This window comes from Klebsiella sp. C239, from assembly GCF_048822715.1.
GTDB lineage: Bacteria > Pseudomonadota > Gammaproteobacteria > Enterobacterales > Enterobacteriaceae > Klebsiella > Klebsiella quasipneumoniae.
The window spans coordinates 717018-735751 of sequence record NZ_JBMEZK010000001.1; the positions used below are offsets into that span (position 1 = coordinate 717018).

At 59.8% G+C, this 18734-nt stretch carries 17 protein-coding genes; 13 read left to right on the top strand and 4 right to left on the bottom strand.

From position 1 onward, the window contains the following. Position 1: 1 nt before the first annotated feature. Positions 2-124, bottom strand: a complete 123-nt coding sequence (locus ACOI6Z_RS03360) for a hypothetical protein (RefSeq protein WP_218811005.1) — start codon at positions 122-124, stop codon at positions 2-4. 197 nt (positions 125-321) lie between these two features. On the opposite strand from ACOI6Z_RS03360, the gene tdcA reads away from it, so the two are divergent. The 5 genes from tdcA to pflB all read left to right on the top strand — a co-directional run bounded on the left by tdcA (position 322) and on the right by pflB (position 7260). After that, on the top strand, positions 322-1260 hold the full coding sequence (gene tdcA / locus ACOI6Z_RS03365) for a transcriptional regulator TdcA (RefSeq protein WP_109547177.1): 939 nt from the start codon (positions 322-324) through the stop codon (positions 1258-1260). Positions 1261-1353: 93 nt separating this feature from the next. Continuing rightward, complete coding sequence (gene tdcB, locus ACOI6Z_RS03370) at positions 1354-2343, top strand: bifunctional threonine ammonia-lyase/L-serine ammonia-lyase TdcB (RefSeq protein ID WP_044523922.1); 990 nt, start codon at positions 1354-1356, stop codon at positions 2341-2343. Between the two features lie 25 nt (positions 2344-2368). Then, positions 2369-3700, top strand: a complete 1332-nt coding sequence (gene tdcC, locus ACOI6Z_RS03375) for a threonine/serine transporter TdcC (RefSeq protein WP_032453337.1) — start codon at positions 2369-2371, stop codon at positions 3698-3700. Between the two features lie 27 nt (positions 3701-3727). Continuing rightward, entirely contained in the window at positions 3728-4936 is a 1209-nt protein-coding gene (gene tdcD, locus ACOI6Z_RS03380; protein WP_109547179.1) for a propionate kinase, read from the top strand. A 29-nt stretch (positions 4937-4965) separates the two neighbouring features. Next, positions 4966-7260, top strand: a complete 2295-nt coding sequence (gene pflB / locus ACOI6Z_RS03385) for a formate C-acetyltransferase (protein WP_109547180.1) — start codon at positions 4966-4968, stop codon at positions 7258-7260. A gap of 51 nt (positions 7261-7311) precedes the next feature. On the opposite strand, the gene ACOI6Z_RS03390 is transcribed toward pflB, so the two are convergent. Next, complete coding sequence (locus ACOI6Z_RS03390) at positions 7312-7458, bottom strand: hypothetical protein (protein ID WP_004225356.1); 147 nt, start codon at positions 7456-7458, stop codon at positions 7312-7314. A gap of 289 nt (positions 7459-7747) precedes the next feature. Here ACOI6Z_RS03390 and ACOI6Z_RS03395 point away from each other — a divergent pair, with 289 nt between their 5' ends. From ACOI6Z_RS03395 to ACOI6Z_RS03415, 5 genes are all read left to right on the top strand, one after another. Next, a complete protein-coding gene (locus ACOI6Z_RS03395; protein WP_162543149.1) occupies positions 7748-8806 on the top strand; it encodes a branched-chain amino acid ABC transporter substrate-binding protein in 1059 nt (352 codons plus the stop codon). 109 nt (positions 8807-8915) lie between these two features. Continuing rightward, the gene (locus ACOI6Z_RS03400) at positions 8916-9830 is read left to right on the top strand and encodes an ABC transporter permease subunit (protein WP_023290184.1); all 915 of its coding nucleotides are present in this window, start codon (positions 8916-8918) and stop codon (positions 9828-9830) included. A 9-nt stretch (positions 9831-9839) separates the two neighbouring features. Then, a complete protein-coding gene (gene livM / locus ACOI6Z_RS03405) occupies positions 9840-11126 on the top strand; it encodes a high-affinity branched-chain amino acid ABC transporter permease LivM (RefSeq protein ID WP_023290183.1) in 1287 nt (428 codons plus the stop codon). Then, positions 11123-11998, top strand: coding sequence for an ABC transporter ATP-binding protein (locus tag ACOI6Z_RS03410; RefSeq protein ID WP_044523916.1), 876 nt, complete (start codon positions 11123-11125; stop codon positions 11996-11998). Before livM ends, ACOI6Z_RS03410 begins: the two co-directional genes overlap by 4 nt. Continuing rightward, positions 11995-12714, top strand: a complete 720-nt coding sequence (locus ACOI6Z_RS03415; RefSeq protein WP_023290181.1) for an ABC transporter ATP-binding protein — start codon at positions 11995-11997, stop codon at positions 12712-12714. Before ACOI6Z_RS03410 ends, ACOI6Z_RS03415 begins: the two co-directional genes overlap by 4 nt. 5 nt (positions 12715-12719) lie before the next feature. Here ACOI6Z_RS03415 and ACOI6Z_RS03420 read toward each other — a convergent pair whose 3' ends face one another. Then, entirely contained in the window at positions 12720-13613 is an 894-nt protein-coding gene (locus ACOI6Z_RS03420) for a LysR substrate-binding domain-containing protein (protein WP_023290180.1), read from the bottom strand. A gap of 283 nt (positions 13614-13896) precedes the next feature. Here ACOI6Z_RS03420 and pckA point away from each other — a divergent pair, with 283 nt between their 5' ends. Continuing rightward, complete coding sequence (pckA, locus tag ACOI6Z_RS03425) at positions 13897-15540, top strand: phosphoenolpyruvate carboxykinase (ATP) (protein WP_072413373.1); 1644 nt, start codon at positions 13897-13899, stop codon at positions 15538-15540. Positions 15541-15589: 49 nt separating this feature from the next. On the opposite strand, the gene ACOI6Z_RS03430 is transcribed toward pckA, so the two are convergent. Further along, entirely contained in the window at positions 15590-16066 is a 477-nt protein-coding gene (locus ACOI6Z_RS03430; RefSeq protein ID WP_420686945.1) for a GNAT family N-acetyltransferase, read from the bottom strand. 99 nt (positions 16067-16165) lie between these two features. Between ACOI6Z_RS03430 and ACOI6Z_RS03435 the strand changes: the two genes are divergently transcribed. Together ACOI6Z_RS03435 and ACOI6Z_RS03440 are read left to right on the top strand one after the other, a co-directional pair. Beyond that, positions 16166-17098, top strand: a complete 933-nt coding sequence (locus ACOI6Z_RS03435) for a LysR family transcriptional regulator (protein WP_044523914.1) — start codon at positions 16166-16168, stop codon at positions 17096-17098. Between the two features lie 333 nt (positions 17099-17431). After that, a complete protein-coding gene (locus tag ACOI6Z_RS03440) occupies positions 17432-18727 on the top strand; it encodes an MFS transporter (protein WP_044523912.1) in 1296 nt (431 codons plus the stop codon). The last annotated feature ends 7 nt before the right edge of the window (positions 18728-18734 follow it).

The following is an 18734-nucleotide window of genomic DNA, read 5'->3' on the forward strand; positions in this document are numbered from 1 at the left end:
TTTACAGCATTAATTTAATTTTCGCCTTTTTTATCGCCCTGACGGCGCGGGTCAAATAGCGTACAAAAAGCGTATTTTTTATCGCCATTTTGCCGTCGATGTTATCGCCATCAATTATTTTTATCCCCGCATTCGGTTACGGCAATAAACGCGCAAACGACGTTCACTATGATCTTAACGCATTGATTTTAAATGGATTATTCTGGGTGGGGAATCCTGCTAATCGGCCACGGCGGAGCCTTTGTGAGAGCTCTCACATAACCCGCTAATCGCGATTTGTTACACTTTCCGCCGTCAACAAAGGAATGAAAGTGAGACGTGATGAATACTTTTTCTCTGCCTAAAACTCAGCATCTGGTGGTTTTCCAGGAAGTGATCCGCAGCGGGTCAATCGGGGCTGGAGCAAAAGCGTTAGGACTCACTCAGCCGGCGGTCAGTAAAATCATTGGCGACATGGAAAGCTATTTTGGCAGCGAATTAATCGTCCGGCGAAATACCGGCGTCTCGCTCACCGAGGCCGGGCAGGTATTTCTGAACTGGTCAGAGGCGATCACCCGGGAAATGAAAAATATGGTCAATGAAATGAATGCGTTGACCAACAGCACGGTGGTGGATGTCTCCTTTGGTTTTCCCTCGCTGGTGGGGTTTACCTTTATGTCGGAGATGGTGCATCAGTTCAAAATGACCTTCCCCAAGGCGCGGGTATCGATGTATGAGGCGCAGCTCTCTGCCTTCTTGCCGGCGATCCGCGACGGGCGCCTCGACTTTGCCATCGGGACGCTGAGCGATGAGATGAAGCTGCAGGACCTGCACGTCGAGCCGCTGTTTGAGTCTGAGTTTGTGCTGGTGGCGAACCGGGCGCGGATCGGCAACGGCACCGTCCGCCTGGCCTCGCTCCAGCACGAGCAGTGGGTGCTGCCGGAGACCAATATGGGCTACTACAGCGAACTGCTGACCACCCTGCAGCGCAGCGGCATCCGCCGTGAAAATATCGTCAATACCGATTCGGTGGTGACGATCTATAACCTGGTGCTCAATGCCGATTTTTTGACGGTCATTCCCTGCGACATGACCACGCCGTTCGGCTCGAGCCAGTTTGTCACCATCCCCATTAAAGAGGCCTTGCCGGTGGCGCGCTATGCGGCGGTGTGGTCGAAAAATTACCGGCTGAAAACCGCGGCGGCGTCGCTGGTGGAGATGGCGAAACAGTATTCATCGGGGCAGGGCAACCGCCACTGGCAGCCAATAGAAATTGGCTGACTGATATTGATTAAATAATCCAACAACCATCCTCGCTGTTGTCAGCAGGATGACGCCCGGTCATTGACTTTATATTAAGATACAGAGGCCATAATGCATATTACCTACGATCTTCCGGTATCCATTGACGATATTCTCGAAGCGAAGCAACGCCTGACAGGAAAAATATATAAAACGGGTATGCCGCGGTCGAATTATTTTAGCGAACGCTGCAAGGGTGAAATATTTCTTAAATTCGAAAATATGCAGCGCACGGGCTCATTTAAAATTCGCGGCGCCTTTAATAAGCTCTGCGGCTTAACCGCAGCGGAAAAACGCAAAGGGGTGGTGGCCTGCTCAGCGGGCAACCACGCCCAGGGCGTCTCGCTCTCCTGCGCCATGCTCGGCATTGACGGGAAAGTGGTGATGCCGAAAGGGGCGCCGAAATCGAAAGTCGCCGCCACCTGCGATTATTCGGCGGAGGTGGTGCTGCATGGCGATAATTTTAACGATACCCTCGCCAAAGCCAGCGATATTGTTGAACTTGAAGGCCGTATCTTTATTCCCCCCTATGACGATCCCCAGGTTATTGCCGGGCAGGGCACCATCGGTCTCGAAATATTAGAAGATCTGTATGACGTGGATAATGTCATTGTGCCGATTGGCGGCGGGGGCTTAATTGCCGGCATCGCGATTGCGATTAAATCCATTAACCCGACGATCCGCATTATCGGCGTGCAGTCGGAGAATGTTCACGGCATGGCCGCCTCCTGGTACGCCGGAGAGATCACCAGCCATCGCCACGCCGGCACCTTAGCCGATGGCTGCGATGTCGCCCGCCCGGGAAAACTGACCTATGAAATCGCCCGCCAGCTGGTGGATGACATCGTCCTCGTCAGCGAGGACGACATTCGCCAGAGCATGGTCGCCTTAATTCAGCGCAATAAAGTGATCACCGAAGGGGCCGGAGCGTTGGCCTGCGCCGCGTTATTAAGCGGCAAATTAGACAGCTATATCCAGAACCGCAAAACGGTCAGCCTGATTTCCGGCGGCAATATCGATCTCTCGCGGGTATCGCAAATTACCGGTTTTGTTGACGCTTAATTCAATACATAAGTGAGGACAGGATATGAGTACGACTGAGAGCATTGCATCCAGCCAGACAAGCCTTTCGTCCTGGCGTAAATCCGACACCACCTGGACCCTGGGCCTGTTTGGCACCGCCATCGGCGCCGGGGTGCTGTTTTTCCCCATCCGCGCCGGCTTCGGCGGGCTGATCCCGATCCTGGTGATGCTGGTGCTGGCCTATCCCATCGCCTTCTATTGCCACCGGGCGCTGGCGCGGCTGTGCCTGTCGGGGGCTAACCCCTCCGGCAATATCACCGAAACGGTGGAAGAGCATTTTGGCAAAACCGGCGGGGTGGTGATCACCTTTCTGTACTTCTTCGCCATCTGCCCGCTGCTGTGGATTTATGGCGTGACGATCACCAATACCTTCATGACCTTCTGGGAGAACCAGCTGCAGATGCCGGCCCTCAACCGCGGAGTGGTGGCGCTGCTCCTGCTGCTGCTGATGGCGTTTGTCATCTGGTTTGGCAAAGACCTGATGGTCAAGGTGATGAGCTATCTGGTGTGGCCGTTTATCGCCAGCCTGGTGGTGATCTCCCTGTCTCTGATCCCTTACTGGAATAGCGCGGTGATTGATCAGGTGAACCTCAGCGATATCGCCTTAACCGGTCACGACGGCATTCTGGTGACAGTGTGGCTGGGCATCTCCATTATGGTGTTCTCCTTTAACTTCTCGCCGATCGTCTCCTCGTTTGTGGTCTCCAAACGCGAAGAGTATGAAGCGCAGTTTGGCCGGGAGTATACCGAACACAAATGCTCGCAGATCATCTCCCGGGCCAGTATGCTGATGGTGGCGGTGGTGATGTTCTTCGCCTTCAGCTGCCTGTTTACCCTCTCGCCGCAGAACATGGCGGACGCCAAGGCGCAGAATATCCCGGTGCTCTCCTATCTGGCGAACCACTTTGCCTCGATGTCGGGCGCCAAATCCACCTTTGCCACCCTGCTGGAGTATGGCGCGTCGATCATCGCCCTGGTGGCCATCTTCAAATCGTTCTTCGGCCACTATCTCGGCACCCTCGAAGGGCTGAACGGTTTGATCCTGCGCTTCGGCTATAAAGGGGATAAAACCCGGGTCTCCAGCGGCAAGCTCAATACCCTGAGCATGGTGTTCATTATGGGCTCGACCTGGGTGGTGGCCTATGCCAACCCCAATATCCTCGACCTGATTGAGGCCATGGGCGCGCCGATTATCGCCTCGCTGCTGTGCCTGCTGCCGATGTACGCCATTCGTAAAGCGCCTTCGCTGGCCAAATACCGTGGCCGTCTCGATAACCTCTTTGTGACCGCCATTGGTCTGCTGACCATCCTCAATATCGTTTACAAACTGTTCTAATCCGGCTCAGGCCACGCGGAGTACAACATGACTGAATTTCCGGTAGTGCTGGTGATCAACTGCGGCTCGTCGTCGATCAAATTTTCCGTACTGGACGCCGCCAGCTGCGACTGCCTGCTCAACGGCGTAGCCGAGGGCATCAACGCGGACCAGGCGTCTCTCTCGCTCAACGGCGGCGAGCCGGTGGCGCTGGCGCCGCGCGGCTACGAAGGCGCCCTGCAGGCGATTGCCGGGGCATTAGCCCAACGCGATCTTATCGACAGCGTGGCCCTGATTGGCCACCGCGTCGCCCACGGCGGCGACCTCTTCACCGAGTCGGTCATTATCAGCGAGGAGGTTATCGACAATATTCGCCAGGTATCGTCCCTGGCCCCGCTGCATAACTACGCCAGCCTTAGCGGCATCGCCTCGGCGCAGCGGCTGTTCCCGGGGGTCATGCAGGTGGCGGTCTTTGATACCAGCTTTCACCAGACCCTGGCCCCGGAAGCCTTTCTCTATGGCCTGCCGTGGGAGTATTACCAGAACCTCGGGGTGCGCCGCTATGGCTTCCACGGAACATCCCACCGCTATGTCTCCCGGCGCGCCCTGGCGCTGCTCGGGTTGCCGGAGCAGGAGAGCGGCCTGGTGATCGCCCACCTGGGCAATGGCGCCTCGATCTGCGCGGTGCGCAACGGCCGCAGCGTGGACACCTCGATGGGTATGACGCCCCTGGAGGGGCTGATGATGGGCACCCGCAGCGGCGATGTCGACTTCGGCGCCATGGCGTGGATTGCCGCGGAAACCCGGCAGACCTTCAGCGACCTGGAGCGGGTGGCCAACACCGCCTCCGGCCTGCTGGGGATCTCCGGCCTTTCCTCCGACCTGCGGGTACTGGAGCAGGCCTGGCATGAGGGCCATGCCCGCGCCCGCCTGGCGATCAAAACCTTCGTCCATCGCATCGCCCGCCATATCGCCGGCCACGCCGCCGCGCTGCAGCGTCTCGACAGCATTATTTTCACCGGCGGGATTGGTGAAAACTCGGTGCTGATCCGTCGGCTGGTGAGCGAGCGGCTGGCGGTCTTTGGCCTTGAGATGGACGCTGCCCGCAACCAGCAGCCTAATTCGGCCGGCGAGCGCCTGATCTCCGCCGACGGCAGCCGGGTGCGCTGCGCGGTTATCCCCACCAATGAAGAGCGCATGATTGCCCTCGATGCGATCCGCTTAGGCCGGATCCACACCGCGGCGGCGCTGGCCTGATTTTTTTATTCTGTAGAGAGACGATGTTCATGAAAGTAGATATCGACACCCACGACGCACGATACGCCGACGCCTGGCAGGGCTTTCGCGGTACGGCGTGGCAAACGCAGATTAACGTTCGCGACTTTATTCAGCATAACTACACCCCTTACGAGGGCGATGAGTCCTTCCTTGCCGACGCGACGCCGGCCACCACCGCCCTCTGGGAGCAGGTGATGGCCGGGATCCGCGTCGAGAACGCCACCCATGCGCCGGTGGATTTCGACACCAATGTCGCCACCAGCATCACCGCCCACGCGGCGGGCTATATCAACCAGCCGCTGGAAAAGATCGTCGGCCTGCAAACGGACCGGCCGCTGAAGCGCGCCCTGCATCCCTTTGGCGGCATCAATATGATCAAAAGCGCCTTCGAGGCCTATGGCCGCGAAATGGACCCCGATTTTGAGTATCAGTTTACGGCGCTGCGCAAGACCCACAATCAGGGCGTATTTGACGTCTATTCCCCGGATATGCTGCGCTGCCGTAAGTCCGGGGTGCTGACCGGGCTACCGGACGGCTACGGTCGCGGACGGATCATCGGCGATTACCGCCGCGTGGCGCTGTACGGCATTCGCTATCTGGTCCGCGAACGTGAGCTGCAGTTTGCCGACCTGCAGCCGGCCCTTGAACGCGGCGAGGCGCTGGAGTCCACCCTGCGCCTGCGCGAAGAGCTGGCCGAACAGCGGCGCGCGCTGCAGCAGATGCAGGAGATGGCGGCCCGTTACGGCTGCGATATCTCCCACCCGGCGCGTAACGCCCGGGAGGCGGTGCAGTGGCTCTACTTCGCCTACCTGGCGGCGGTGAAGTCGCAGAACGGCGGCGCCATGTCGCTGGGACGGACGGCCACCTTCCTTGACATCTATATTGAACGCGATCTGCGCGCCGGTTTACTCAATGAGGAGCAGGCCCAGGAGCTGATTGACCACTTCATCATGAAGATCCGCATGGTGCGTTTCCTGCGTACCCCGGAATTTGACTCGCTGTTCTCCGGGGATCCCATCTGGGCGACGGAAGTCCTGGGCGGTATGGGGCTGGATGGCCGCACCCTGGTCAGTAAAACCACCTTCCGTTACCTGCATACCCTGCACACCATGGGTCCGGCGCCGGAGCCGAACCTGACCGTGCTCTGGTCGCAGGCGCTGCCGGTGGCGTTTAAAAAATACGCCGCCCGGGTCTCTATCGCCACCTCGTCGCTGCAGTATGAGAACGACGATCTGATGCGCAGCGATTTTCACAGTGACGACTACGCCATCGCCTGCTGCGTCAGCCCGATGGTGATCGGCAAGCAGATGCAGTTCTTCGGCGCCCGCGCCAATCTCGCCAAAACGCTGCTCTACGCGATTAACGGCGGGGTGGATGAGAAACTGAAGATCCAGGTGGGGCCGAAAACCGCGCCGCTGCGCGATGAGGTGCTGGACTACGACAGCGTGATGGCCAGCCTCGACCACTTTATGGACTGGCTGGCGGTGCAGTACATCAGCGCGCTGAACATCATCCACTGCATGCATGATAAGTACAGTTACGAAGCGGCGCTGATGGCCCTGCACGACCGCGACGTCTACCGTACGATGGCCTGCGGCATCGCCGGCCTGTCGGTGGCAGCGGATTCGCTGTCGGCGATAAAGTACGCCCGGGTGAAGCCGGTGCGCGACCATCACGGGCTGGCGGTGGACTTTGTCATTGAGGGGGATTATCCGCAATATGGCAACAACGACGATCGCGTCGATGCCATCGCCTGCGACCTGGTGGAGCGCTTTATGCGCAAAATCCAGGCGCTGCCCACCTGGCGCCAGGCGGTGCCGACCCAGTCGATCCTGACCATTACCTCCAACGTGGTGTACGGGCAGAAAACCGGCAACACGCCGGACGGACGTCGGGCGGGGACGCCGTTCGCCCCGGGGGCCAATCCGATGCATGGCCGCGACCGCAAAGGGGCGGTGGCGTCGCTGACCTCGGTGGCGAAACTGCCGTTTACCTACGCCAAAGATGGCATCTCGTACACCTTCTCCATCGTGCCGGCGGCCCTCGGCAAAGCGCCGTCGGCGCAGGAAAACAACCTGGTAGGGCTGCTGGACGGCTACTTCCATCACGAGGAGACGGTGGAGGGGGGACAGCACCTCAACGTCAATGTACTGAACCGGGAAAAGCTGCTCGATGCGATAGAACATCCGGAGCAGTATCCGAATCTGACGATCCGCGTCTCCGGCTATGCGGTCCGCTTTAACGCGCTAACCCGCGAGCAGCAGCAGGATGTGATCTCGCGAACGTTCACCAGCCAGCTCTGAGCGGCCGCCGGGCCACAGGGGAGCCCTTAACGGGCTCTCCTGTTATCACCTTCACATTACCGCAACAAAATAATCACCACTGTTGATCATATTCGCATTTTTGCACCACGCTGGCGCGCAGCGACCGCTAACTGCATCTATGTTTAGCTCACGGGCCGGTACGGATACCGCGTTGTCCGGCTCGCCACGTGATGGCAACCGATCTCCTGACCTGAAAGGGAATGCGCCCTTGCCGGATGCGGCACGGGTTGTCGTCGCGTGCGCACCGACCGGGGCGTCCGCTCTCCGGCGCGATCTCTCTACCTGGCGGGATTTTTGCTTCTTCCACCCTGGCCGTCCTGGCGCTGCGCCTGCGTCGGTACCACACGGTAAGTGATATTTTCTGCGTCATTCCATGACGCCAGGCTCTAAATCGCTGAGGAATATCCGAATGTCTTTGAAACTGAAAACAATGACGCTTCATGTTGTGATAGCAGGTTGTATGAGCATGGCCTTTTACGCCCAGGCTGACGTGAAGATCGGCGTCGCCGGGCCCTTCACCGGCCCCAACGCTACCTACGGCGCCCAGTACTGGAAGGGGGCCTCGCAGGCGGTGGCTGATATCAATGCCGCCGGCGGCATCAAAGGCGAAAAGATTGTGCTGGTGCAGGGGGATGACGCGTGCGAACCGAAACAGGCGGTAGCGGTGGCCAACCGGCTGGTGGACGAAGCGAAAGTCTCCGCCGTGGTGGGGCACTTTTGCTCTTCCTCAACGATGCCGGCCTCCGAGGTGTATGACGAAGCCGGGATTCTGACCATTACCCCCGGCTCCACCAATCCGCAGATCACCGAGCGCGGCATGAAGGATCTCTTCCGCATGTGCGGCCGCGACGATCAGCAGGGGGCGATTGCCGCCAACTATATGCTGGACGTGCTGAAGGCGAAGAAAATTGCCGTCATCCACGATAAAGACACCTATGGCCAGGGGCTGGCCGATGCCACCCGCGCGGCGCTGGCGAAGCGGGGCACCAAAGAAGTGTTGTACGAAGGCCTCTCCCGCGGTGAAAAAGACTTTAACGCCCTGGTGACCAAGATCGGCGCCCTCAAGCCGGACGTGGTCTATTTTGGCGGCTGCCACCCTGAGGCGGGCCCGCTGGTGCGCCAGATGCGCGAGCAGGGAGTGCAGGCGAAATTCTTCTCCGGCGACTGTATTGTCACCGAGGAGCTGGTGACGGCCGCCGGCGGGCCGCAGTTCACCAACGGCGTGCTGATGACCTTTGGTCAGGACCCGCGCACCCTCCCGGAAGGCAAAGCGGTGATCGAGAAGTTCCGCGCCGGCGGCTTTGAGCCGGAAGGCTATACCCTCTACGCCTATGCCTCTATTCAGGCTATCGCCGCCGCCTGGAACGCCGTCGGCACCGATAACGCCAAAGCCAGCGACTGGCTGAAGAGCCACGACGTCGAGACGGTGATGGGCAAAAAAGGCTGGGATGGCAAAGGCGACCTCAAGGTGTCGGACTATGTGGTCTATCAGTGGGACGACAAGGGCAAATATCACCAGCTCTGATCGGCTACCACCCAGGAACTATCCGTTGTTTTGATTGGCTAATCGTCTCACGACGGCGGTCGACCGGGTACCGATCCCGGCGGCCGTCGGCCTGGCGGCTGGAGGGGCTATGACGGCGTTTTTTCTGCAACAACTGATCAATGGGCTGACGCTGGGCGCGGTGTACGGCTTAATCGCCATCGGCTACACCATGGTGTATGGGATCATCGGCATGATCAACTTCGCCCACGGCGAGGTGTATATGGTCTCCGCCTACCTGTGCGCCATCGGCCTGGCGCTGCTCTCCTTCTTCGGGATCCATTCGTTTCCGCTGCTGATTTTCGCCACCCTGGTATTCACCATTGTGGTCACCGGCGTGTACGGTTGGGCGATCGAGCGCATCGCCTACCGGCCGCTGCGCAACTCGACGCGCCTGGCGCCGCTGATCTCGGCTATTGGAATGTCGCTGATCCTGCAGAACTATGTTCAGCTGAGCCAGGGGCCAAACCAGCAGGGGATCCCGACGCTGCTCAGCGGCGCGCTGCGTATGACGGTGGGCGATGGGGTAGTGCAGATCACCTGGACCAAGGTGTTTATTCTCGTCGCCGCGCTGGTGGGGATGCTGATCCTGACCTGGATTATCCAGTACACCCGGCTGGGGCGCATCTGCCGCGCCACCCAGCAGGACCGGCGCATGGCGGCGATCCTCGGCATCAATACCGACCGGGTGATCTCCCTGGTGTTTGTTATCGGCGCGGCGATGGCCGGCCTGGCCGGGGTGCTGGTGACCATGAACTACGGCACCTTCGACTTCTACATCGGATTTATTATCGGCATCAAAGCCTTCACCGCCGCGGTATTGGGCGGGATTGGCTCGCTGCCTGGCGCGATGCTGGGCGGACTGCTGCTCGGGGTGGCCGAGGCGCAGTTCGCCGGAATGGTGAATTCGGATTACAAAGACGTTTTTTCCTTTGCGCTGCTGGTGGCGATCCTGATTTTTCGCCCGCAGGGGCTGCTGGGTCGACCGCTGGTGGCCAAGGTCTGAGGGGGCTCTATGGGTGAACTGACGCGCCAGCCTGCGCGGGATATCAAAAGCGCGCTGATCGACAGCGTGCTGGCCGGTCTTTGCGCGTTAATTGTCTTTGGCCCGATCGTCGGCGTGGTGCTCAAAGGCTATGGCTTTACCCTCGCGCCCGCGCGGGTGGCGATCCTGGTGGCGGTGGTGATGGCCGGCAGACTGGCGCTCAGCCTGCTGCTGCAGAGCCGGCGGGGCAAGGCCTTGGTTGCCCGCTTTGAGGGGGCGGATGACGGGGTGTACGTCCGGCCCCCGGGCTACCGCTCGCGGCTGCGCTGGATAATGCCGCTGCTGGTGGGCCTGGCTATCGCCTTTCCGTTTCTCGCCAGCAAATACCTGCTGACCGTGGCGATCCTCGGGCTGATCTACGTCCTGCTCGGTTTGGGGCTGAATATCGTGGTGGGTCTCGCGGGGCTGCTCGATCTGGGCTATGTGGCGTTCTATGCTATCGGCGCCTACGGCCTGGCGCTGGGCTACCAGTACCTGGGTCTCGGCTTCTGGGCGATGCTGCCGCTGGGGGCGGTGATGGCGGCCCTCGCCGGGGCGTTGCTGGGCTTTCCGGTGCTGCGCATGCACGGCGACTATCTGGCCATCGTCACCCTCGGCTTTGGCGAAATCATTCGCCTGGTGCTTAACAACTGGGTGAGCTTCACCGGCGGCCCCAACGGCGTCCCGGTGCCGTCCCCCACGCTGTTTGGCCTCGAATTTACCCGCCGGGCAAAGGATGGCGGTATCCCTATCCATGAATTCTTCCACGTCAGTTACAACCCCAACCTGAAATTCATCTTCCTCTACGCCGTGCTGTGCATGGTGGTGATACTGGTGCTGCTGGTGAAGCATCGCCTGACGCGGATGCCCATCGGCCGCGCCTGGGAGGCGCTGCGCGAGGATGAGATCGCCTGTCGGGCGATGGGGCTCAACCATGTGCTGGTTAAGCTCTCGGCGTTCATGCTCGGCGCGTCGACCGCCGGCATCGCCGGAGTGTTCTTCGCCAGCTATCAGGGATTTGTTAATCCGACGTCGTTCACCTTTTTTGAGTCGGCGCTGATCCTGGCGATTGTGGTGCTGGGGGGAATGGGCTCCACCCTTGGGGTGGTGCTGGCGGCGTTTGTCCTGACGGTCACCCCGGAGCTGCTGCGCGGGTTTGACGAATATCGCGTGCTGCTGTTTGGCGTGCTGATGGTGCTGATGATGATCTGGCGGCCGCGCGGCCTGGTGCGCACCAGCCGCAGCGGGGTCGCGTTGCGAAAAGGAGTCGCGCCATGAGCGACAGCATCTTACGCGTTGAGCATCTGATGATGCATTTCGGCGGCATCAAAGCGCTGAATGACGTCAATCTGGAGGTGGAGCGGGGGTCGATCACCGCCCTGATCGGCCCCAACGGCGCGGGCAAAACCACGGTATTTAACTGCCTGACCGGCTTTTACCGGGCGACGGGGGGGAGTATCGTGCTACGGGCGCGGGAAAAGGTCACCGATGTCATTCAGGTGCTGGGGCAAAAGCTTCACCCGGACGATTTCCTCCACCCGGCGCAGCTGGGGCGGCGGATCTATTACAAGATGTTCGGCGGCACCCATCTGGTGAACCGCGCCGGTCTGGCCCGCACCTTCCAGAATATTCGCCTGTTCCGCGAGATGTCGGTGATTGAGAACCTGCTGGTGGCCCAGCATACCCAGGTCAACCGCCATCTGCTGGCCGGGATCCTCAACACCCGCGGCTATCGGCAGGCGGAAAGTCAGGCGCTGGATCGCGCGTTTTACTGGCTGGAGGTGGTGGAGATGGTGGACTGCGCCAACCGTCTGGCGGGAACGCTTTCCTACGGACAGCAGCGGCGGCTGGAGATCGCCCGCGCCATGTGCACCCGTCCGGAGATGATCTGTCTGGACGAGCCGGCGGCCGGACTCAACCCGGTCGAAACCCAGGCGCTGAGCCGGATCATCCGCTTTCTGCGCCAGCAGCACGGCATCACGGTGCTATTGATCGAACATGATATGGGGATGGTGATGGAGATTTCGGATCATATCATCGTCCTCGATCACGGGGACGTCATCGCCCGCGGCGCGCCGCAGGCGATTCAGGCCAACGCCAGCGTGATTGCCGCCTATCTTGGCGCTGAGGAAGAGGAGACGCGCCGATGAGCCAGCCACTGCTTGCCTTTGATGAGGTGGATGTCTTCTACGGGCCGATCCAGGCCCTGAAGCAGGTCTCCCTGACCGTCAACGAGGGGGAGACGGTGGCGCTGATCGGCGCCAACGGCGCGGGTAAATCGACGCTGTTGATGTCGGTCTTTGGGCAGCCGCGTATTGCCGGCGGGGAGATTTTCTATCGCGGGGAGGCGATCAGCCGGAAATCGACCCACTTTATCGCCAGCAACGGCATCGCCCAGGCCCCGGAAGGGCGGCGCATCTTTCCCGATATGACCGTCGAGGAGAATCTGCTGATGGGGACCATTGCCATTGGCAACCGCTATCAGGCCGAGGACAAGGCCCGGATGTACCAGCTGTTCCCCCGGCTGGAAGAGCGGCGGGGACAGCGGGCGATGACCCTCTCCGGCGGCGAACAGCAGATGCTGGCCATCGCCAGGGCGCTGATGAGCCGGCCGCGCCTGCTGCTGCTGGATGAGCCGAGCCTGGGACTGGCGCCGCTGGTGGTGAAGCAGATATTTCAGATCCTGCGCGAGCTGACGGCCCAGGGGATGACGCTGTTTCTGGTGGAGCAGAACGCCCGCCATGCCCTCAACCTGTCGGACCGCGCCTACGTGATGGTGAACGGCCAGATCCGCCTGAGCGGTAGCGGCCAGGCGCTGCTCAACGACCCGGAGGTGCGTAAGGCGTATCTAGGGATCAGCGGCTGAGAGGGTTAATCCCGCGGTTGGTTACGGGTTTTAATGTGCTGCCAGAAACGTTCGGCGGCCTGGTTAAGCCGCGAGCCGGAGCGGTAGAGCCAGGCGCCGATCGGCAGCGACAGGCTCTCATCGAGGATCGTCAGTCGCCCTTCGTCCAGCTCGCGCTGAATGGAGTACTGCGGCAGCCAGCCCACGCCGTCGCCATTGAGGATCATGCGCTTGAGCAGCTCGCTCATGGAAGAGACAAAGGTGAGGGAGAAGGTGATCTCCGGCGTGCGGTCGATGACCTGGTTCACCTGGCGCCCCATATAGCTGTCGTTGGCGTATTTCATCAGCGGCAGCACGCCGCGATGTAAATGAAACAGCGGCCGGCCATGTTCGTCGCAGGGGGAGACCAGGTGCAGGTAAGAATCAAAAATTTTATGATTAATAAACGGATAGTTCATTAATTCTTCATTATAGAAGGAGAGGATAAAATCGCTTTTACCCTCTTTCAGGTTAAATACGGCGTCGTTGACGTTAATCGATTCAACATGAAAAGTCTTATTTTTACGGTCGGTGTAACCGGCGATAATTTCCGGCAGCAATAACACCGACAGCGAAGGGGCGGCGTCGATTCTTATTTTCTGCGTGGTGTTATTTAAACCTTTAATTCGGCTGATCTGAAAATCCATGTCGTCGAGCATATTTCGCGCATAGCCGACAAAAATTTTCCCGCGGTTGGTCAACTGTAGGGGGTTGGCGCTGCGGTCGAAGATGCTGAATCCGAGGGAAGCCTCCAGCGACTGGATGCGTCGGCTGAACGAGGACTGGGAGATATTGCGGGCTTTGGCCGCCAGGGTAAAGCTGCGTGACTCCTCGAGAGCAATCACATCATACAGCCATTTAACTTCCAGATTTGCCAACACCGATCCAGTCCTCAAAAACGCAATAAAGGCTATGCAATTTTAGCATAGCGCATAGAAACTATGCAATTAACATAATTATCGACAGGTGTTAACATTTTTTGGAAAGTTGAGATTTATGAATGCGTATCGGCGACCCTACATGAGCACGATATGAAATCGCGACTCACGGTTATTTATTGCTTTATTTCATTACCCAGGATTTATCTTATTAAATAGCTGGCGACGATGACGAAAGCAATGAATAACCCAGGCCTCTTACCTTAAATAGTTTGTCAGGAGTTCCATGTCACAACAAATTGAATCAGTAAAAATGGCTCTGCAGGAGCTGGGGATTAATGCAAGCGGCGAATTGTTTTACAACCCTGATTACGATTTGCTTATTGCACATGAAACCGCTCCTGAGCTGACCGGCGCGGCCCGCGGCGTAATGACCGACTCTGGCGCTGTGGCAGTGGATACCGGCATCTTCACCGGCCGCTCGCCGCGCGATAAATATATCGTCAGAGACGAGCAGACGCGCGACACCGTATGGTGGGCTGACTCCGGCCTCGGCCGCAATGACAATAAGCCGTTATCGCCAGAAGTGTGGCGCAGCCTGAAAAGCCTGGTCGCAGGCCAGCTGAGCGGCAAAAAACTGTACATCATCGACGCCTGGTGCGGCGCCAGCCCGGACACCCGCCTTGGCGTGCGCTTCGTCACCGAGGTGGCGTGGCAGGCCCACTTTGTCAAAAATATGTTTATCGTGCCGAGCGCCGACGAGCTGGCCAGCTTTACCCCGGACTTCGTGGTGCTCAACGGCGCCGGCTGCACCAATGCCAACTGGCAGGCGCAGGGCATGAACTCCGAGAACTTCGTCGCCTTTAACCTGAGCGAGCGTATTCAGCTCATCGGCGGCACCTGGTACGGCGGCGAAATGAAAAAAGGGCTGTTCTCGGTCATGAACTACCTGCTGCCGCAGAAAGGCATCGCGTCGATGCACTGCTCGGCCAACCGCGGCGAAGCAGGGGACGTCGCGCTGTTCTTCGGCCTCTCCGGTACCGGCAAAACCACGCTGTCCACCGATCCGCATCGTCAACTGATTGGCGATGACGAGCACGGCTGGGACGATGATGGGGTGTTTAACTTCGAAGGCGGCTGCTACGCCAAGACCATCAATCTCGACCCGCAGGCGGAGCCGGAGATTTATGGCGCCATCCGCCGCAATGCGCTGCTGGAAAACGTGGTGGTGCGCGCCGACGGCAGCGTGGATTACGCCGACGGCAGCAAAACCGAGAACACCCGCGTCTCCTATCCGCTGTCGCATATCGACAATATCGTCAAGCCGGTGTCCCGGGCGGGCCATCCGTCGAAGGTGATTTTCCTTGCCGCAGACGCGTTTGGCGTCCTGCCGCCGGTCTCCCGTCTGACCACCGAGCAGATGCAGTACCATTTCCTGTCGGGCTTCACCTCGAAGCTGGCGGGCACCGAGCGCGGCATTACCCAGCCGACGCCGACCTTCTCCGCCTGCTACGGCGCGGCGTTCCTGCTGCTTCACCCGACCCAGTACGCCAGCGTACTGGCGGCGAAGATGGCGGAATCCGGTGCGGAAGCCTGGCTGGTCAACACCGGCTGGAACGGCGAGGGCAAACGCCTGTCGCTGCGCGATACCCGCAGCATCATCAGCGCGATCCTCAATGGCACCACCGGCCCGCTGCGCGATGAAGCGATCCCGGTGTTCAATCTTGCGATCCCGCAGAGCATTTCGGGCGTCGACAGCGCAGTGCTGGATCCGCGTAATGGCTGGAGCTCAGCGGATAAGTGGCAGGAGAAGGCGGAGAGTCTGGCTCAGCTGTTTATGGATAACTTTAAGCAGTACAGCGATACCGAAGCGGGCGCGCGTCTGGCGCTGGCCGGTCCGCAGCTGCAGAATAGCGCGGTCGAAGCCTGATCCGCGGCCAGCAGGTCGACGCCTGGCGCCGACCTGCTGGCGAGCCGCTTTACTCCGCAAAGGCCCGCAGCGCATCGCCAGTGAGGCGATAACGCACCCACTCATCCTGCGGCTGTGCGCCAATGCTCAGATAGAAATCAATCGCCGGCTGGTTCCAGTCGAGCACGCTCCACTCCAGACGCCCGCACTGACGCTGTACAGCATATTGCGCGATGGTTTTCAGCAGCGCTTTTCCGGCGCCGATCCCGCGATAGTCGGGGGTTACGTACAGATCCTCCATATAGATGCCGTTACGGCCAAGCCAGGTGGAGTAGCTGGTGAAGAACACGGCGTAGCCCACCGCTTTGCCCGCCACCTCGCAGATCAGCGCCTCGGTTTTGCTGCTGCTGGCAAACAGCGTCTCTCTGATCTCCTCTGCCGTTGTCACCACCTCTTCGGGGGCTTTCTCGTAGACCGCGAGTTCATAAATCATGTCATAAATAGCGGTGGCGTCGTCCGGGGTGGCCAGGCGGATTGTGATGCTCATGGGTCGTCCTGTCTGAATGGTATGAAGGAAAGCAAAATTGCTGACCCAGAGCATAAGCGGTATTGTGAAAAGAATTAAGTGCAATGAAATCAGCAAACGATGAATATTATGCATCCTGTCCTGCGCCGTATCGACCTCAACCTGCTGCCGGTCTTTGACGCGGTCTATCGCTCCCGCTCGGTGCGCCTGGCGGCAGAAGAGCTGGCGATGAGCACCTCGGCGCTGAGCCATGCGCTCTCCCGGCTGCGCAGCGCCCTCAACGACCCGCTGTTCTATCGGGAAGGTCACCGGATGTGTCCCAGCGTCTATGCCAGCCAGCTGGCGCCCTCTATCGCTTCGGCGCTGAAATTTCTCAATCAGGAGCTGACGCCGCCGGCGGCGTTTGTGCCGGCCGCCAGCACCGACTGCATGCAGATTGCGATCACCGATTTCACCGCGTTCTGCGTCTTTCCGACGCTGATGCACCACCTGCAGCGTGAGGCGCCCGGGCTGCGGTTTGAGCTCCGTTATCTGCCCCACAGCCCGGCGCTGACCGAGCTGCTGGCGGGCGAGGTCGATCTGGCTCTCGGGTTCAATACCCCTGACGAGCCAGCTCATCCCGATCTCGAGGAGATCAACTGGCTGCGGGACGAATATGTGGTTATTAGCCAGGCCGACCGAACGGCGCTGACCCTGGACGCCTACCTTGCGGCCCGTCATCTGGTGGTGACCCCGTGGAATGAGCGGCAGGGGGTGCTGGACTGTGAGCTGGAGCGGCAGGGCTATTCGCGGCAGGTGGCGGTGAAAACGCCCTCGATGCTGAGCGCTCCCTTTATTATTGAGCAGAGCGATCTGCTGATGGCGCTGCCCCGGCGGGCGGCGGAGACGATGGCTCGCGCCGCCCGGCTGACCATTTTCCCGCTGCCGTTTCCGGTTCCCCCGTTTGACGTCAAGATTTACGCCCACAAACGCAGCGGGAAACGCGAGGCCACCCGCTGGCTGATCTCCCTGTTGCAGACGCTGGGGAACGCCGCCGCGGCGCCGGCGCCCTGAGGTCACGTCCGGATTATTAACATCTCGCCGCTCGGCGTCGCGTTAACCCTGCCGGGCCGGGTATGTCTTTTACCGCCTGGCGCCCGGGGCGCAGCGGCGTACCCTGGCCTCGGTCACAAAACGGAAAACTCACCTTTTCATCCCTGCCGCCGACGCTGATGGCGCAGAGAGTGTTAAATGATTGTATATAAAAGTAATGTTAATTAGTTAAATGTTATTTATGCGTAAATTGCATCAATGGATGCGTTTATTACGCTTATTTCATTCCCGGTTCTGTTTCAGTCTTCAGCAACAGGCGCGCGACAACGCGTGGATAACAAACTGGAGACCTGCATGCATTCGACAACCTCACTGATGAGTACCCGTGACCGGCTCGGCGCCATTCTGCGCGTCACGTCCGGTAACTTTCTCGAACAGTTCGACTTTTTCCTGTTCGGGTTTTATGCCACCTACATCGCACATACCTTTTTTCCGGCGAGCAGTGAATTCGCCTCGCTGATGATGACCTTCGCGGTCTTTGGCGCCGGCTTTCTGATGCGGCCCATCGGCGCCATCGTGCTTGGCGCCTATATCGACAAGGTAGGGCGGCGCAAAGGGTTGATTGTGACCCTGTCGATCATGGCCACCGGCACCTTCCTGATCGTGCTGATCCCCTCTTACCAGGCCATTGGCCTGTGGGCGCCGTTGCTGGTGCTGATCGGCCGCCTGCTGCAGGGCTTCTCCGCCGGCGCTGAGCTGGGCGGGGTATCCGTCTATCTGGCCGAGATCGCCACCCCGGGCCGCAAAGGGTTTTACACCAGCTGGCAGTCGGGCAGCCAGCAGGTCGCCATTATGGTGGCGGCCGCGATGGGCTTTGCCCTCAACGCCGTGCTGGAGCAGAGCGCCATCAGCGATTGGGGCTGGCGTATTCCGTTCCTTTTCGGCTGCCTGATCGTCCCGTTCATTTTTGTGCTGCGCCGTAAGCTGGAGGAGACCCAGGAGTTTACTGCCCGCCGCCATCATCTGGCGATGCGCCAGGTATTCGCCACCCTGCTGGCGAACTGGCAGGTGGTCATCGCCGGGATGATGATGGTGGCGATGACCACCACCGCGTTCTATCTGATCACCGTCTATGCGCCGACCTTTGGCAAAAAAGTGCTGATGCTCAGCGCCTCGGACAGCCTGCTGGTCACGCTGCTGGTGGCGATTTCCAACTTCTTCTGGCTGCCGGTGGGCGGGGCGCTGTCCGACCGCTTTGGCCGCCGACCGGTGCTGATTGCCATGACCCTGCTGGCGCTGGCTACCGCGTGGCCTGCGCTGACCATGCTGGCGAACGCGCCGAGCTTTTTGATGATGCTGAGCGTGCTGCTGTGGTTGTCCTTTATCTACGGCATGTACAACGGGGCGATGATCCCGGCGCTGACCGAAATTATGCCCGCCGAAGTGCGCGTGGCAGGCTTCTCGCTGGCCTATAGCCTGGCGACCGCGGTGTTTGGCGGCTTCACGCCGGTGATTTCCACGGCGCTAATTGAATATACCGGTGATAAAGCTTCCCCAGGCTACTGGATGAGCTTTGCCGCCGTCTGCGGCCTGCTGGCCACTTGCTACCTCTATCGCCGCAGCGCCGTTACGCTGCAGACGGCACGTTAATCAGGGA

Excerpts from the sequence above, each read along its gene's own strand:
- ACOI6Z_RS03410 (WP_044523916.1), top strand. The coding sequence starts at position 11,123 with ATGAGCGACAGCATCTTACGCGTTGAGCATCTGATGATGCATTTCGGC.
- ACOI6Z_RS03440 (WP_044523912.1), top strand. The coding sequence starts at position 17,432 with ATGCATTCGACAACCTCACTGATGAGTACCCGTGACCGGCTCGGCGCC.
- ACOI6Z_RS03430 (WP_420686945.1), bottom strand. The coding sequence starts at position 16,066 with ATGAGCATCACAATCCGCCTGGCCACCCCGGACGACGCCACCGCTATT.
- tdcD (WP_109547179.1), top strand. The coding sequence starts at position 3,728 with ATGACTGAATTTCCGGTAGTGCTGGTGATCAACTGCGGCTCGTCGTCG.
- tdcB (WP_044523922.1), top strand. The coding sequence starts at position 1,354 with ATGCATATTACCTACGATCTTCCGGTATCCATTGACGATATTCTCGAA.
- ACOI6Z_RS03435 (WP_044523914.1), top strand. The coding sequence starts at position 16,166 with ATGAATATTATGCATCCTGTCCTGCGCCGTATCGACCTCAACCTGCTG.
- tdcC (WP_032453337.1), top strand. The coding sequence starts at position 2,369 with ATGAGTACGACTGAGAGCATTGCATCCAGCCAGACAAGCCTTTCGTCC.
- pckA (WP_072413373.1), top strand. The coding sequence starts at position 13,897 with ATGTCACAACAAATTGAATCAGTAAAAATGGCTCTGCAGGAGCTGGGG.
- ACOI6Z_RS03400 (WP_023290184.1), top strand. The coding sequence starts at position 8,916 with ATGACGGCGTTTTTTCTGCAACAACTGATCAATGGGCTGACGCTGGGC.
- ACOI6Z_RS03415 (WP_023290181.1), top strand. The coding sequence starts at position 11,995 with ATGAGCCAGCCACTGCTTGCCTTTGATGAGGTGGATGTCTTCTACGGG.
- tdcA (WP_109547177.1), top strand. The coding sequence starts at position 322 with ATGAATACTTTTTCTCTGCCTAAAACTCAGCATCTGGTGGTTTTCCAG.
- livM (WP_023290183.1), top strand. The coding sequence starts at position 9,840 with ATGGGTGAACTGACGCGCCAGCCTGCGCGGGATATCAAAAGCGCGCTG.
- ACOI6Z_RS03395 (WP_162543149.1), top strand. The coding sequence starts at position 7,748 with ATGGCCTTTTACGCCCAGGCTGACGTGAAGATCGGCGTCGCCGGGCCC.
- pflB (WP_109547180.1), top strand. The coding sequence starts at position 4,966 with ATGAAAGTAGATATCGACACCCACGACGCACGATACGCCGACGCCTGG.